The following is a 14207-nucleotide window of genomic DNA, read 5'->3' as shown; positions in this document are numbered from 1 at the left end:
CACCTTTGGCATACGCTGAACCGATCGGCGAGATATCGGCAGGCAACAATGCCGTTGCGCCGAATGCCAAAGCACACGCAAAGACGGCCACCAGGGATTTTCTCATGTTGTTTCGCCTCCAACGGCGCAGGTAGAGCTCAGGTGCTGATAAGACTCGCGGCGGCTTTGCAAGTTCTATCGTCCTGACAGAAGGATCGCGATCCATGACGGCTCAGATTTCGACCTGAGTGCCAAGCTCGATCACCCGGTTAAGCGGCAGCTGGAAGTACTTCAGGTTGCTGTTGGCATTCTTCAGCAGGAAGGCAAACAGGTGCTCCCGCCAGCGGGCCATGCCCATCTTCCTGCCTGCAATGGCTGTCTCCCGGCTGAGAAAATAGGTGGTGCGCATGGGGCCGAACTCCAGGTCCGCACGTTGGCAGCGGCTTAACGCCAAGGGCACGTCGGGCTCCTCCATGAAACCGAAATGCAGGCTCACGCGGTAGAAGCCGTCACCAAATGCCTCGACCTCACAGCGCTTGCCAGCGCTGACCCGTGGCTCATCCTCGAACACGACGGTCAACAGCACCACTTGTTCATGCAGTACCTGGTTATGCAGCAGGTTGTGCAGCAAGGCGTGGGGCACCGCCTCTGGCCTGGCGGACAGGAACACGGCAGTACCGCCCACGCGATGAGGCGGCTGGGCCTTGAGGCTGGTAATGAACAGGTCCAGCGGCAGTGAGCTCTCGTCCAGCCGCTCGACGATGATCCTTCGCCCGCGCTTCCAGGTAGTCATCAGGATGAACAGCGCCAGGCCCGCAATCACCGGAAATGCACCGCCCTGGAGGATCTTCGGCGCATTGGCGGCAAAATACAGGCTGTCTACCAACAGCAACGCCAGCAGCATCGGCACCGCCAGCCAGCGTGGAGCCTTCCACAACAACAGCACCACTGCCGAAGCCAGCAGGGTGGTGATGAGCATGGTCCCGGTCACGGCTACGCCATAGGCTGCCGCCAGCGCCCCGGACGACTCGAAGCCAACCACCAGCAGCACCACGCCGACCATCAGTGCCCAGTTCACCATGCCGATGTAGATCTGCCCCTGTTCCTCGCTGGAGGTATGCTGAATGAACATGCGCGGTACATAACCCAGCTGGATGGCCTGGCGCGTCAACGAGAACGCGCCGGAGATCACGGCCTGGGACGCGATGATGGTGGCCAGCGTGGCCAGCCCGACCATGGGCAGCAAGGCCCATTCGGGTGCCAGCAGGTAAAACGGGTTGCGCACTGCCTGCGGGTCGCCGAGGATCAGTGCGCCCTGGCCGAAATAGTTCAGCACCAGCCCGGGCAACACCAGCAGGAACCAGGCCCGGGCAATGGGTTTGCGGCCGAAGTGCCCCATATCGGCGTACAGTGCTTCGGCGCCGGTCAGCGCCAGTACCACCGCGCCCAGAATCGCCACCCCCATGCCCGGGTGCAGCACGAAGAACTTCACTGCCCAGAGTGGGTTGAGCGCTTGCAGCACCTCCGGGCGCTGGACGATGCCGTGCAGGCCCAGTGCACCCAGTACGATGAACCACAGCACCATGATCGGCCCGAAGAGGATGCCGATGCGCGCGGTGCCGTGCTTCTGGATAAGGAACAGCGCCACCAGCACCACCACCGACAGCGGCACGACCCAATGTTCGATGCCGTCGAAGGCCAGTTGCAGGCCCTCGACGGCCGAGAGCACGGAAATCGCCGGCGTGATCATGCTGTCGCCGTAGAACAGCGCGGCGCCGAACAGGCCGAGCAATACCAGTATCCTGCCCAGGCGCTGGTAGGGAGCCGCCGCCCGATGTGCCAGGGCGGTCAGGGCCATGATGCCACCTTCGCCCTGATTGTCGGCACGCAGGATGAACAGTACGTATTTGAGCGACACCACCCAGAGCAACGACCAGAACACCAGTGACAGAACACCGAGTACACCGGCGGTGTTGGCTTGCACGCCATAGTGCCCGGCGAACACTTCCTTGAGGGTGTACAGCGGGCTGGTGCCGATGTCGCCATACACAACGCCAACAGCGGCGACGAGCATGCCGATAGGGTTGGACTTGCCGGGAACGGATTGATTTGCGATGACGGTGGACTGGCTCACGAAAGGCTTCTCTGGACTGGCGGTTAGATATGCATGCCATCCCTGAGCATCGCGCGCCCAGTATTCCTTCTGTGTGTCGGCTCAGCCGTAAAAAGAGCGTAAAAAATCAGTGTGCGTCCCAATGCCTCTCATTACCCCTGGGGCCGCTTTGCGGTCCTCGCCAAGCCAGCTCCTACAGGTACAGCGCAGACTTCAAGAGTTACGCGGTCCCTGTAGGCGCTGGCTGGCCGGCGATGGGCTGCTCAGCCAGGTTGCGCCGCCAGGCTGTTGCTGACATTACGGCCCAACACCAGCACCGTAGCGAAACCGCAGCCCACCAGGGCCGTGGCCAGGCTCAGCAGCACCGAGCTGCCCAGTTGGTCGACGATCCGCCCGCCGAAGAACGAGCCCAGCGCAATGATCACCTGGAACATGGCAACGAACAGCGGCATGCCACGTTCGACATCCTTGGGCGCGACGACGAACATCCAGATACTGGCGCAGGCGGGGAACGCGCCGAAGGCGAAGCCCCACAACCCGATCAGCATCGCGGCACCGGTCATGCCGGTGGCGAAATGGGGGAACAGGGCCGTGCTGGTGCCGATCATCAGCGCTACCAGCAGCAGGGTGTGACGTACGCTGCGATTGGCGGCGAAACCGGCGAAGATATTGCCGAATACCCCGGCCACGCCATAAAGCAGCAGCAACGAGCCAATGGTAGGCCCATCGAAGCCGGAGCTTTGCTTGAAGAAGGGGGCTACATAGGTGTATGCAGCAAAATGGGCCAGGCCGATCAGCAACACGGCGATCAGGCCAACCCGCGCCTGTGGGTTGATGAACAGGGCCGGCAGGTCGCTGATGCGAATGGCCTTGTCCGGGTTGAGCCGCGGGAGCAACAGGATCTGCGCCAGCAGCACCGGTACGCCCAGTAGCGCAGTTACCAGGAAGGTCATGCGCCAGCCCATCAGGCCGCTCAACCAGGTGCCTACCGGCACGCCCAGCACGGTGGCCAGGGTTACACCGACCATGATGATCGAGGTGGCCTGGGCTACGCCCACGCCCTTGGGCGCCAGGCGGCCGCTGAGGGCAATGGCCGTCGCCCAGAAGCCGCCAATGCTCACGCCCAGCAGCACGCGGCCGAACAGCAGCAGATTGAAGTCACTGGCGTAGGCCACCACCGCGTTGGCGATGATCATGATCAGCGTCAGGCCGATCAGCAGGTAGCGACGGTCCAGGGCGCCAATGCCCACCGACAGCAATGGGGCGGCGAGGGCGGCCATGATGCCGGGCAGGGTGACCATCAGGCCGGCGTGGCCTGCACTGATGCCGAGGTCGCTGGCGACATCGTTGAGTACGCCTACCGGCAGGAACTCGCTGGTCACCAGGGCGAAGGCGCCGACGGCGACCGATAGGATTGCCAGCCACTGCTGGCTGACGCTTTGTTGATCATGTTCGGGAAGGCCGCGAGGGGCCTGGCTGGCACTTGGCATGGTGTTGGGTTCCAAGAGAGGGATGTCGCCTTAAACAGGCGCAAAGGAGCGGGGGAAATGTGCTGGCGATTATAGGGGACGGTTTTGCCTGGCCAACATGCGGGTCGTTCGATAGTAATCATCAGCGCAATCGATGAAACGCCTTGCGCAGAGCGCCCGCTGTTGGATGGGAGCGCAGAGAACAAATATTGCTCGTTTGAAGCGTCCATTGTAGGAGCAGCTTTGTGCTGCGAAGAGGCCGGTACTGACAAAGCCTTTGTATTGCTTGTCCCGGCCTCTTCGCAGCACAAGGCTGCTCCTACAAAACCTCACTTAACCAATGAGTCATGTGTTTCTATGAACGCGGGCTTGTCCGCGAAGGACACGCAGGCGTCCTCCACATCACTTGCATCCTATGGCGAGACCAGCACATCGCACTGGGATTCGTTCAGCACATGCTTGGTGACGCTGCCTATCAGCAGCTCTTCAAGCGCGCTTTCCCCTTGCTTGCCGACTACGATCAGGTCGCATTCCAGCTCTTGTTCCTGCTCGGCAATCCGCCAGCCAGGGTCGCCATGCACCACGATTTGCCGAGCATCTGCCACTCCGGCGGTTTCGCTCAAGGCCGCGAGTTGCTTCACCGCCTCCTTGCGGATGACATTGCGATAGTGTGCAAGGGTGTCGTGGTCGATATGAGCAAAGCGCATGCTGCCTTCGAATGGCGCTTCGTACACATGCAACAGAATGATCTCGGCCTGTGGGGCGATGGCTTTTGCCAGTTCGATCGAGCGCAGTGACGAAGGCGAAAAATCGACTGCAACCAGCAAGGTCCGGTACGCATCGCGTGGCGCCTGTTTGACCACCAGCAAAGGGCAGGGCATGTGGTTCAGCATTTTCTGCACGGTTGAGCCCAGCAGCAGGCGCCGCGCCACGCTCTGGCCCTTCGCCCCGCATACCAGCAGATCGCTGCGTTTATCCTGCACCACACGGGTGATCTCCGTGGTCACCGAGCCGTGCGCGACCTGTACGCCAGCGGCGATGTCATGGCGCTGGAACAGCATTGCAGCCAGTGCGCGAATTTTTTCGCCAGCGGTATCCAGTACGCGCTTCAGCAGATCGTCACCGGGTGCGATCAGTTGCTTCAGGCGCTCGAAGGGGGCCGGGTTGGCAACGTACAGCAGGTCCAGTGATGCCTGTTGCGCCTTGCTCAGGTACGCAGCGCGCTCTGCCGCATTGCGGGCGGAGGTGGACAGGTCGGTGGCTACCAGTACGTGGTTGAGTTGGCTCATGTGGGGCTCCTTGTCCAAAGCCGCGCACGGTGATCGATGGCGATAGCCTTGAGCACGGCGCATGGCGGTTGTCGAGACGTTCCTTGCTGACAACCATCCTCGCGCGAACCCGGCCCGGCGGCTTGATGTGCGTCAATGAAGTGAGGCTCCGAGCTCGAGCTGACCACTTTTGCGCACCTCAAGGCCGGCGGCTGCCTTTTGGTAGAGCAGGTTTACCCGCGCAGAGGCGAACCCGGCGGATAGCCCTGTTCGAACGCCGCCAGCATTCTTTGCCGAGTCTGCGGGTCGGCAGGAATCAGATGCTCGATGCGCAGCGATTCCACGGTGATGTCCAGCGGCATGCCAAAGGTGGTGAAGGTGGACAGAAACCTCAGTTCACCTTCCGGGGTGTTCACACGTGTCAGCAGCACCGGCGTGGCACTTGTCGCCTGCGTGGAGGTGGATGGGGTGGGCAGGTCGCGCAAGCGCCTTGCCAGCGCAGGGTTGCTGGCGGCTTCCCTGGATGCGCGTTGCCAGGCAACGGCGCGGATCTGCGCTGCGTTGGCCAGATGGTCCCCCAGGCCGCCGGGGTGAAGCAGGGTTTCCAACAGATTGAGGCCTGACGCCGCGTGTGTGGGAATGCCCACCATCGCCAACAGCAAGCCGGTGCTCGCATTTGCGGCGATGACGTTCCAGTCGCTGTCGATGACGATCGCAGGTGCGGGGTTGTTTGCCTGCAGGATGTGCTCGATGGCGCCATGCACCAAGGCCAATTCAGGAGCATCGAGCGGCGAGGCTGCGTACCGGGGGGCGTACCCGGCCGCGACGAACACTTCGTTGCAGTGTTCCAGTGGCGCGCCAAGGGCTGAAAGCAGGGCATGCAGTGTGCTGGGGCTGGCTTTGGCCCGCCCTGTCTCCACGCAGCTCAGATGACGCTGCGACAGGCCTGCCAGCAGCGAAAGCTCAAGCTGGCTGAGCCCGGCTTGCTGGCGCAGAAGGCGCACATGTTGGCCTGCCGAGGTCAGCGGCGCAGGGCTTTTCCGGTGGAACAGTTGATGGCTCATGCGTTGACCCTGATCGTCCGTGAGTAAAGTGTCCATGACCTCACAGGTCATTGAGCGCAGACAACCCTATCACTACCTTGCCGGGAAACCCTACTCAGGAGAGGACGATGGGCTTGCGTATCTGTGCGTTGGTGTTGCTGGAACCGTTTCTACTCGATGCAGTGCGGCTGAAAGCCGTAGTCGTTTCGCTGGGTCATCTGCTCCATCTGGTGGCCAGCGGCGTTGCCGGGGAGCGTCATCCGTGAACAGTGCCTTGGCTGTATACGCGCTGTGCGTTGTGGTGCTGTTCTTCAAGATGTTTGTAGTCTCGTGTTATCAGGGCTATTACCGCTTGCGATTCGTGGCTTTCACAAACGTGGAGGATGCCGCTGTTTTCAAGCGAAACGCGCAGGAAGCGGAGCGGCCGGAGGTAGCTCGTGCCGCCAGGGTCTGGGCCAACGACCTGGAAAATATCCCAGCATTCTTCGCTCTCTGCGGGCTCGCCATTGCCCTCGACACAGCGGCGGGGCCGATCGTCTGGCTGAGCATCTTGTTCACCTTTGCCAGGGTCCTGCACACATGGGCTTATTTGGCAGGTGTGCAGCCGTGGCGCACGGTGTTTTATGGCATAGGGGTTGTTTGCTTGCTGGGCTTTTGCGTAGTTATCGCAGTGAAGGTGGTGAGTTCTTTTGCCTGGTGACGCAGTCTGGCTGCTAGTCTCGCAGTGGCATTGTGTTTGTATGTGGGCGCAACTGACTTTGCTCAATTTTCAAGGCATGCACCATTTGTGTGTATGGGGTTTGAACCGCGAACATCGGCACAGCCGGTGCCATGCACTGTGTTGCATTCTTCGCGGGTGAACCCGCTCCCACAGGGATTGCGCCTGGCCCAGGGGGGGCCATTCCTGTAAAGGCCATGGCTTCGGCCAAGGATCTTGAAGCTTGCACGGTCGGTGTGGGAGCGGGCATGCCCGCGAACACCGGCGCAGCCGGTGCCAGGCACTGTGTTGCATTCTTCGCGGGTGAACCCGCTCCCACAGGGATTGTGCCTGGCCTAGGGTTGGTGCCATTTCTGTAAAGGCCATGGCCATGGCCAAGGATCTTGAAGCCGGCACGGTCGGTGTGGGAGCGGGTTTACCCGCGAACACCGGCACAGCCGGTGCCAGGCACTGCGTTGCATTCTTCGCGGGTTAACCCGCTCCCACAGGGATTGCGCCTGGCCCGGGGTTGGTGCCATTCCTGTAAAGGCCATGGCTTCGGTCAAGGATCTTGAAGCTTGCACGGTCGGTGTGGGAGCGGGCATGCCCGCGAACACCGGCGCAGCCGGTGCCAGGCACTGCGTTGCATTCTTCGCGGGTTAACCCGCTCCCACAGGGATTGCGCCTGGCCCAGGGGTTGGTGCCATTCCTGTAAAGGCCATGGCTTCGGACAAGGATCTTGAAGCTTGCACGGTCGGTGTGGGAGCGGGCATGCCCGCGAACACCGGCGCAGCCGGTGCCAGGCACTGTGTTGCATTGTTCGCGGGTGAACCCGCTCCCACAGGGATCGCGCCTGGCCCAAGGGTTGGTGTCATTCCTGTAAAGGCCATGGCTTCGGCCAAGGATCTTGAAGCTTGCACGGTCGATGTGGGAGCGGGCATGCCCGCGAACACCGGCACAGCCGGTGCCATGCACCGTGTTGCATTCTTCGCGGGCGCGCCCGCTCCCACGGGGATCGCGCCTGGCCCGGGGCTGGCGCGACTCTGCGGGTGGTTGAGGCTCGCATCATGCGTGCTTGAGCGCTTCCACCAATTGTGCCTTGGTCATGGTGGAGCGCCCCTTGATGTCTTTGCTGCGCGCTTCTTTCATCAGGCTTTGCTTAGTCTGGGTTTACAGGGAACTGCCCGAGGTGCGGGAATGGCCCTGGCGTGACTTGGCAGCCCGTTTGGCCGAGTCCGAGCGGGCGGTTTTCTTCTCGCTGGAAGATGCGGCCTTACCCGAACCTCCTTTCTTCTCGCCACCCCCGGACTGTTTGTTGACGGTGGCCCAGGCGCGCGCTTCGGCCTGGTCTTTCGGCACGCCTTTTTCTTCGTAGCTTTCCTCGATATGTTCGGCCTTGCGCTTCTGCTTGTCGGTGTATTTGTCCTTGTCGCCGCGTGGCATGGCATTCTCTCCCGTCTGGTTTGCATGAGCGGTTGAATGCCGGGGCAACGCCAGAGTGCCCGGTAATGGACGAGTGGTGTCAGGAAACCCGCTGCCGCTGGAAACTGTCATTCAACCGACACATCGAGACCCTAGGGTTGAGACAGGAACCGCTCCAGGGCTCTGGCCCCTGATGTTGCCGTGATGGCGCCGCCAGACGGCTCTACCGTGCGGCCTGCCATTCATTGGTCACAAAGCTGTAACATTGCTGCTGCAAAGTGTGCCGGCCATCACACGGAGCGCTTTTCGATGATACGCCTGATGAAGTCCGCTGCACTCGCCGTTGCCGTTTCTCTTTGCGCCACTTCGGCAACCTTTGCCGCAGAGAACGTCCGCCTGACCGGTTCCGGCGCAAGTTTCCCGGCACCGATCTACCTGACCTGGTTCAAGGCCTTCAGCAAGGAAACCGACGGTGTCACCGTTGACTACCAGTCCAAGGGGAGCGGGGCGGGTGTTCAGGACTTTCTGAACAAGACCGTCGACTTCGCCGCCAGCGACTCGGCAATGAAAGCCGAAGAAATCGCCAAGGTTGGCGAGGGCGTGCAGTTGCTGCCAATGACCGCCGGTGAAATCGTCCTGGCTTACAACCTGCCAGGCAACCCTAAAGGGCTGAAGCTGCCGCGCGATGTGTACTCCAACATCTTCCTCGGCAAGATCACCCAGTGGAACGACCCGCAGATCGCCGCTGCCAACCCCGAGCTGAAACTGCCAGCTACCCCGATCACCGTGGTCGTGCGTGCCGACTCCAGCGGTACCACCGCGGTGTTCACCAAGCACCTGTCGGCCATCAACGCTGACTTCAAGCAAGCGCTGGGTGAAGGCAACACCGTAAACTGGCCGGCCAGCGACAAGTTCATCAAGTCGCCGAAGAACGATGGCGTAACCGCCACGGTCCGCCAGACTCCAGGCGCCATCGGCTACATCGAATACGGCTTCGCCAAGCTGGCCAAGGTCGACTTCGCCCAGCTGCAGAACAAGGCCGGCCAATACGTCGTGCCGAACGCCGAGAGCGGTGCCGAGGCGCTGGCAGCGGTGAACATGCCGGAAAACCTGGTGGCCTGGCTGCCTGACCCGGATGGTGCCAAGTCCTACCCGATCACCTCCTACACCTGGATGATCTTCCGCAAGGACAACGGTAACCCGGCCAAGGCCAAGGCCATGCGCGAAATGGTCGAGTACAGCCTGACCGAAGGCCAGAAGATCGCCGACTCGATGGGCTACATCCCGCTGCCACCGTCGGTTGTCGAACAGGTACGCAAAGCGTCCGCCAACATCCAGTAACACACCCAGGCGCTCCCGGTGTGGTCTGGCGACCATGCCGGGTGGGTTTGCCCTCTGTCCCGGAACTTGCCAATGAACACTCCTTTTGCCATCCCGGCTAACCCCGACTCCGCGTGCCAGCCACCGTCTGCGAAAGACTTCCTGGTTGATCGCACCTTCCGTGCGCTTGCACGCATCGGTGTGGTACTGGTGCTGGCGCTGGTCTTCGCGCTGGTCTACGAAGTGGGCCGCAAGGCACTGCCTGGCATCGAGAAGCATGGCTTTGACGTGCTGTTCGGCAGTGTCTGGGACGTCAACCAAGGCAAGTACGGTATTCTGCCAGCGATCTGGGGCACGCTCTACAGCGCCCTGATCGCCTTGCTGATCGCCGGTTTCTTCGGCGTCAGCATGGCCATTTTCCTCACCCAGGACTTCCTCCCGGCCAGGCTGGCGGCGGTGTTCCGCACCATCGTCGAGCTGCTGGCTGCCATCCCCAGCGTCGTTTACGGCCTGTGGGGGATCTATGTGGTCATCCCGGCCATTCGCCCGCTGACCACCTGGCTGAACAGCGAGCTGGGCTGGATTCCCTTTTTCGGCACCTCGCTGAGCGGGCCCGGGCTGCTGCCTGCCGCGTTGGTGCTGGCGATCATGATTCTGCCGACCATCGCCGCCGTTTCGCAGGATGCCCTGACCAGCGTGCCGATGAAGACCAAGCAGGCCGCCTACGGCCTGGGCGCCACCCACTGGGAGGCCATCCTCAAAGTAATGGTGCCATCGGCAGCCACCGGCATCTTCGGTTCGCTGGTGCTCGGCCTGGGCCGTGCGCTGGGTGAAACCATGGCGCTGGCCATGCTGGTGGGCAATGCCAACAACATTTCGCTGTCCCTGTTCGCCCCGGCCAACACGCTGGCGGCCTTGCTGGCCCTGAACTTCCCGGAGGCCGGCCCGAACGAGATCGAGGTGCTGATGTATGCCGCATTGGTACTGATGTTCATCACCCTGCTGGTGAACGTGCTCGGCTCGATGATCATGCTCTACGCCCAGCGGGGTAACAAATAATGACCAACCTCACTACCCCTGCAAATGCGTTGCCCAGCCTGCAGCGCAAGCTGGAAGGGCGTTCCCTGCGCAGCCTGGTGTTGACCACGCTGGCATGGTTCGCGGCTCTGGTGGCCAGCGTGCCGCTGATTTCCGTGCTGTACATGCTGATCACCCGTGGCGGTGCACGCCTCAACCTGGAAGTGTTCACCGAGCTGCCACCCACCGGCTTCGAGATGGGCGGGGGCTTTGGCAACGCCATGGCCGGTACCTTCGTCATGGTCGGCATCGCGGCTGCCATCGCCGTGCCGGTCGGTATCCTGGCTGCGGTGTTCCTGGCCGAGCTCGGCCCGGATAGCAAGCTGGCCAACGCCGCACGCTTCGCCGCCAAGATGCTCACCGGCCTGCCGTCGATCCTGGCCGGCGTATTCGCCTACGCCCTGGTGGTGATGACCACCGGCACCTACTCCGCACCGGCAGGTGGTGTGGCCCTGGCGGTACTCATGCTGCCCATCGTCGTGCTGACCGCTGAAGAGTCGATGAAGATGGTGCCCAAGATCATGAAGGATGCCGCCTACGGCATGGGCTGCACCCGTGCCCAGGTGATCTGGAAAATCGTCCTGCCCACCGGCCTGCCGGCCATCCTGACCGGGGTCATGCTGGCCGTGGCCCGTGCCGCCGGCGAGACCGCGCCGCTGCTTTTCACCGCGCTGTTCAGCAACTACTGGATTCTGCATGACGGCGACCTGGCGGTCATGAACCCGACGGCCTCGCTCGCCGTACTGATCTACAACTTCTCCGGCATGCCATTCGACAACCAGCTCGAGCTCGCCTGGGCGGCCTCGCTGGTACTGGTGATGATCGTGCTGGTAATCAACATTCTGAGCCGAGTATTCGGCAAGCCCAAGTATTGAGAAAGGGAGCATCCGACCTTGAACGTATCCACTGCGCCAAAAGCCGCTCCCGTGGTCAGCGAAGCCCCCATCGTCATGGACTGCAAGCTGGACAAGATCTTCTACGGCAATTTCATGGCCGTTCGCGACAGCCATGTACCGATCAGGAAGAACGAGATCACCGGTTTCATCGGGCCGTCCGGCTGCGGCAAGAGTACCGTGCTGCGTAGCCTCAACCGCATGAACGACCTGGTGAAGGGCTTCCGCTTCGAAGGCCATGTACATTTCCTGGGCCAGGATGTCTACGGCAAGGGCGTCGACCCTGTGGTGGTGCGCCGCTACATCGGCATGGTGTTCCAGCAGCCCAACCCGTTCTCGATGAGCATCTTCGACAACGTCGCCTTCGGCCTGCGCCTGAACCGCTACAAGGGCGACATCGGCGACCGCGTCAAGCACGCCCTGCAGGGCGCCGCGCTGTGGGACGAAGTGAAGGACAAGCTCAAGGTCAGCGGCCTGGCCCTGTCCGGCGGCCAGCAACAGCGCCTGTGCATTGCCCGCGCCATCGCCACCGAGCCGGAAGTGCTGCTGCTGGACGAACCCTGCTCGGCACTCGACCCGATTGCCACCCGCCGGGTGGAAGAGCTGATGGTCGAGCTGAAGAAGGACTACACCATCGCCCTGGTGACCCACAACATGCAGCAGGCTATTCGTGTGGCCGACACCACCGCGTTCTTCTCGGTCGACATCTCCAAGGGCACCCGTACCGGCTACCTGGTCGAGATGGGCCCGACCACGCAGATTTTTCAGAACCCGCGTGAGCAGCTGACCGCCGACTACATCAGCGGCAAGTTCAGCTGAGGCGTTCGTGCCAGGGTGGCCGGGTGTTGCAGTCAGGATGGCAGCAACACCCGGCCGCATTACCTTCCGTAAGTGTTACCAGGGATTTCCAATGCCAGCGACGCGTCGTCTTGATCTGCCAGCGGTAGAGCGCGCACTGCGTGAGGTGCAGGCCCGCTTTGCCGAACTCAGCCAGCATTTCACCGAACCGCGGGATCCGTTTACCGACGAGGTGCTGCTGAATGTGGTTGAAGGCTATGCCCTGATTGACGACTATGTCGCCCGGGGTGTCGACCTTTTCGACCTTCAGCAGTTGAACCTGATGCTGGAGATCAATGCCACCGTGCTGTGCGGCAACGACCCGGCACGCCGGCGGGAGTTTGCCCCGCACCTGGCGGCGACCGAGGCGCACTTTTTCAACAATGTGGAGGGTGGCATCAAGGACCTCTACAACTGGTATTGCTCGTATGGCAGCGACTCGATCTGGAAGCGCGCGGCGGGTGTCTACGTTCGAATTCTCAGCAAGCCGCAGCTGTTCATCGAGGGCAACAACCGCACGGGTTCGCTCATTGTCAGCTACTTGCTGATGCGCGCGGGGCTACCACCATTCGTGCTGTCGCTGGACAACGCCGAGGGTTACTTCAACCCGTCCTCGGTCATACGCAACTCTGCCAAGCATGGTGTCAAGGCTTTGTACGAACTACCCAAGATCAAGAAAAAGTATGCAGCTTTCCTTGAAGCGCACGCGCCCGAGCCCGGCAAGTTCTTCTTGGGCGGCACATCCATGCCTGTGCGCGAGAGGTGCCGCTGATGCAAAGCACTTCTCTGTTCCAGCGCGGGCGGCAAGCCCTCGAGCGCACGTTCAATCGCCCGCAGGTACGCATTTCGTTCGATATCGACGACACGCTCGCCTGCCAGGCCGACCACGCCGCCGCCGAGGACAGCAAGCTGCCGGCGTTCATCCACCGCTGGTTGGGTGAACCCCTGCGCAGTGGCACGCGCTCGCTGATCCGCGACCTGCGCCGCCAGGGCTGCAGCATCTGGATCTACACCTCGTCGGGGCGCACGCCGTCCTACATCCGCCGTTGGCTGATGCTCTACGGTATCCGTGTCGATGGCGTGGTCAACAGTGACCGGCACCAGCATATCCTGGCCGTGAACGGGCTTGAGAATGCCCCCTCGAAGCTGCCCTCGGCCTTCGATATCGACCTGCATGTCGATGATTCCGAAGGCGTGCGGCTGGAAGGCGTCGACCACGGTTTTCGCGTAGTGGTGGTGTGCCCCAAGGACGAGAACTGGGCGCAGAAGGTGATGGATGCCGCGGCCGATGTCCAGGCACAGCTGGCCTGGCAGCAACCGCACCGCTATGAAATGCCGGTACGGCAGCGTCCGCAGGCCCTCGCGTCCTGAGGGCTTCAAGGTACTTTTCTCGTTACGCCTCTTCGCTACTTGTTGCCCCCCACATCTCCATTCGCGGCTTCCCATTTTCAGCTTCGGCTTGACTCGTGAAATTTTTCATGTAATTTTTCATGAAAAATAACTCTAAAAATTTCACGGCAGTCTCAATCGATGAAGATGCACGAAGAGGTTGAAGCCCTCGCGATCCTTATTCACGACCTGCGCAAATTCAAGAACCTGACCCTGGGCGAACTGGCCGAGCGCATCAACCGCTCGGTCGGCTTCCTGTCCCAGGTGGAGCGCGGGGTTTCGCGCCCGACCGTGGCGGACCTTACCGCCATCAGTGAAGCGCTCGGCGTATCCACCGCGTATTTCTACAACCTGAGCAAGCCCCGTAGCGTCAGCTGGGTCACGCGCCCCCACGAGCGGCGCACGCTGTACCTTGAGTCGGGTATCACCGATGTGCTGGCTTCGCCCACCATTGGCGGCGCGTTCTCCATGCTCGACAGCCATCTCGAGCCAGGCGCCAGCAGTGGCGAGCTGTACCTGACCGACCGTTCCGAGCAGGGCTGTTTCGTGCTCGAAGGCGAACTTACGGTCTGGCTGGACCACGGCGACGCCGTGACCCTGCAGGCCAACGACTGCTTCCAGCTGCACCCCCACGCGCAGTTCCGTTACGCCAACCTGACGGAAAAAACCACCCGCGTGCTCTGGGTCTTCAATTGAATTC

The 14207-nt window shown here is 61.8% G+C and carries 13 protein-coding genes and 2 pseudogenes; 9 read left to right on the top strand and 6 right to left on the bottom strand.

The features are described from left to right. From J5M58_RS27900 to J5M58_RS10240, 5 genes and pseudogenes are all read right to left on the bottom strand, one after another. Positions 1 to 205, bottom strand: a pseudogene (locus J5M58_RS27900) (hypothetical protein); the annotation flags it as partial. A 6-nt stretch (positions 206 to 211) separates the two neighbouring features. Next, positions 212 to 2053 (bottom strand): potassium transporter Kup, encoded by a 1842-nt coding sequence (locus J5M58_RS10255; protein ID WP_243432288.1) that lies wholly within the window; start codon positions 2051 to 2053, stop codon positions 212 to 214. A 302-nt stretch (positions 2054 to 2355) separates the two neighbouring features. Then, complete coding sequence (locus J5M58_RS10250; RefSeq protein ID WP_133973523.1) at positions 2356 to 3582, bottom strand: MFS transporter; 1227 nt, start codon at positions 3580 to 3582, stop codon at positions 2356 to 2358. A gap of 392 nt (positions 3583 to 3974) precedes the next feature. After that, positions 3975 to 4850 carry a universal stress protein gene (locus tag J5M58_RS10245; RefSeq protein WP_112253889.1) on the bottom strand — a complete coding sequence of 292 codons (876 nt, stop codon included), beginning with the start codon at positions 4848 to 4850 and terminating at the stop codon, positions 3975 to 3977. Positions 4851 to 5062: 212 nt separating this feature from the next. Further along, on the bottom strand, positions 5063 to 5893 hold the full coding sequence (locus tag J5M58_RS10240) for a helix-turn-helix domain-containing protein (protein WP_207878070.1): 831 nt from the start codon (positions 5891 to 5893) through the stop codon (positions 5063 to 5065). A 107-nt stretch (positions 5894 to 6000) separates the two neighbouring features. Here J5M58_RS10240 and J5M58_RS10235 point away from each other — a divergent pair, with 107 nt between their 5' ends. Together J5M58_RS10235 and J5M58_RS10230 are read left to right on the top strand one after the other, a co-directional pair. Beyond that, a complete protein-coding gene (locus tag J5M58_RS10235; RefSeq protein WP_181457404.1) occupies positions 6001 to 6138 on the top strand; it encodes a hypothetical protein in 138 nt (45 codons plus the stop codon). Then, entirely contained in the window at positions 6135 to 6572 is a 438-nt protein-coding gene (locus tag J5M58_RS10230) for an MAPEG family protein (RefSeq protein WP_207878067.1), read from the top strand. The genes J5M58_RS10235 and J5M58_RS10230 overlap by 4 nt, the downstream gene beginning before the upstream one ends. Before the next feature lie 1062 nt (positions 6573 to 7634). Here J5M58_RS10230 and J5M58_RS10225 read toward each other — a convergent pair. Continuing rightward, a pseudogene (locus J5M58_RS10225) lies at positions 7635 to 8012 on the bottom strand (termination factor Rho). A gap of 288 nt (positions 8013 to 8300) precedes the next feature. Between J5M58_RS10225 and pstS the strand changes: the two are divergent. The 7 genes from pstS to J5M58_RS10190 all read left to right on the top strand — a co-directional run bounded on the left by pstS (position 8301) and on the right by J5M58_RS10190 (position 14203). Beyond that, complete coding sequence (gene pstS / locus J5M58_RS10220; RefSeq protein WP_112253885.1) at positions 8301 to 9332, top strand: phosphate ABC transporter substrate-binding protein PstS; 1032 nt, start codon at positions 8301 to 8303, stop codon at positions 9330 to 9332. A gap of 72 nt (positions 9333 to 9404) precedes the next feature. Beyond that, a complete protein-coding gene (gene pstC / locus J5M58_RS10215; RefSeq protein WP_061302441.1) occupies positions 9405 to 10370 on the top strand; it encodes a phosphate ABC transporter permease subunit PstC in 966 nt (321 codons plus the stop codon). After that, positions 10370 to 11263: a phosphate ABC transporter permease PstA gene (gene pstA, locus J5M58_RS10210; protein ID WP_024086822.1), complete on the top strand. Its 894-nt coding sequence runs from the start codon at positions 10370 to 10372 to the stop codon at positions 11261 to 11263. The genes pstC and pstA overlap by 1 nt, the downstream gene beginning before the upstream one ends. Before the next feature lie 75 nt (positions 11264 to 11338). Next, positions 11339 to 12100 carry a phosphate ABC transporter ATP-binding protein PstB gene (gene pstB / locus J5M58_RS10205; RefSeq protein WP_031324478.1) on the top strand — a complete coding sequence of 254 codons (762 nt, stop codon included), beginning with the start codon at positions 11339 to 11341 and terminating at the stop codon, positions 12098 to 12100. A 91-nt stretch (positions 12101 to 12191) separates the two neighbouring features. Next, positions 12192 to 12890 carry a hypothetical protein gene (locus J5M58_RS10200; protein WP_112253884.1) on the top strand — a complete coding sequence of 233 codons (699 nt, stop codon included), beginning with the start codon at positions 12192 to 12194 and terminating at the stop codon, positions 12888 to 12890. Beyond that, entirely contained in the window at positions 12890 to 13489 is a 600-nt protein-coding gene (locus J5M58_RS10195) for a hypothetical protein (protein ID WP_112253883.1), read from the top strand. Before J5M58_RS10200 ends, J5M58_RS10195 begins: the two co-directional genes overlap by 1 nt. A gap of 159 nt (positions 13490 to 13648) precedes the next feature. Next, the gene (locus J5M58_RS10190; protein WP_013972148.1) at positions 13649 to 14203 is read left to right on the top strand and encodes a helix-turn-helix domain-containing protein; all 555 of its coding nucleotides are present in this window, start codon (positions 13649 to 13651) and stop codon (positions 14201 to 14203) included. The last annotated feature ends 4 nt before the right edge of the window (positions 14204 to 14207 follow it).

This window comes from Pseudomonas sp. 32_A (assembly GCF_017490905.1).
Taxonomy (GTDB): Bacteria; Pseudomonadota; Gammaproteobacteria; order Pseudomonadales; family Pseudomonadaceae; genus Aquipseudomonas; species Aquipseudomonas inefficax.
This window is presented reverse-complemented; position numbering and strand designations above follow the sequence as displayed.

Bases quoted from the DNA above. Each gene is read 5' to 3' on its own strand.
- J5M58_RS10255 (WP_243432288.1), bottom strand. From the start codon at position 2,053: ATGCTCGTCGCCGCTGTTGGCGTTGTGTATGGCGACATCGGCACCAGC.
- J5M58_RS10250 (WP_133973523.1), bottom strand. From the start codon at position 3,582: ATGCCAAGTGCCAGCCAGGCCCCTCGCGGCCTTCCCGAACATGATCAA.
- J5M58_RS10245 (WP_112253889.1), bottom strand. From the start codon at position 4,850: ATGAGCCAACTCAACCACGTACTGGTAGCCACCGACCTGTCCACCTCC.
- J5M58_RS10240 (WP_207878070.1), bottom strand. From the start codon at position 5,893: ATGAGCCATCAACTGTTCCACCGGAAAAGCCCTGCGCCGCTGACCTCG.
- J5M58_RS10235 (WP_181457404.1), top strand. From the start codon at position 6,001: ATGGGCTTGCGTATCTGTGCGTTGGTGTTGCTGGAACCGTTTCTACTC.
- pstS (WP_112253885.1), top strand. From the start codon at position 8,301: ATGATACGCCTGATGAAGTCCGCTGCACTCGCCGTTGCCGTTTCTCTT.
- pstC (WP_061302441.1), top strand. From the start codon at position 9,405: ATGAACACTCCTTTTGCCATCCCGGCTAACCCCGACTCCGCGTGCCAG.
- pstA (WP_024086822.1), top strand. From the start codon at position 10,370: ATGACCAACCTCACTACCCCTGCAAATGCGTTGCCCAGCCTGCAGCGC.
- pstB (WP_031324478.1), top strand. From the start codon at position 11,339: ATGGACTGCAAGCTGGACAAGATCTTCTACGGCAATTTCATGGCCGTT.
- J5M58_RS10200 (WP_112253884.1), top strand. From the start codon at position 12,192: ATGCCAGCGACGCGTCGTCTTGATCTGCCAGCGGTAGAGCGCGCACTG.
- J5M58_RS10195 (WP_112253883.1), top strand. From the start codon at position 12,890: ATGCAAAGCACTTCTCTGTTCCAGCGCGGGCGGCAAGCCCTCGAGCGC.
- J5M58_RS10190 (WP_013972148.1), top strand. From the start codon at position 13,649: ATGAAGATGCACGAAGAGGTTGAAGCCCTCGCGATCCTTATTCACGAC.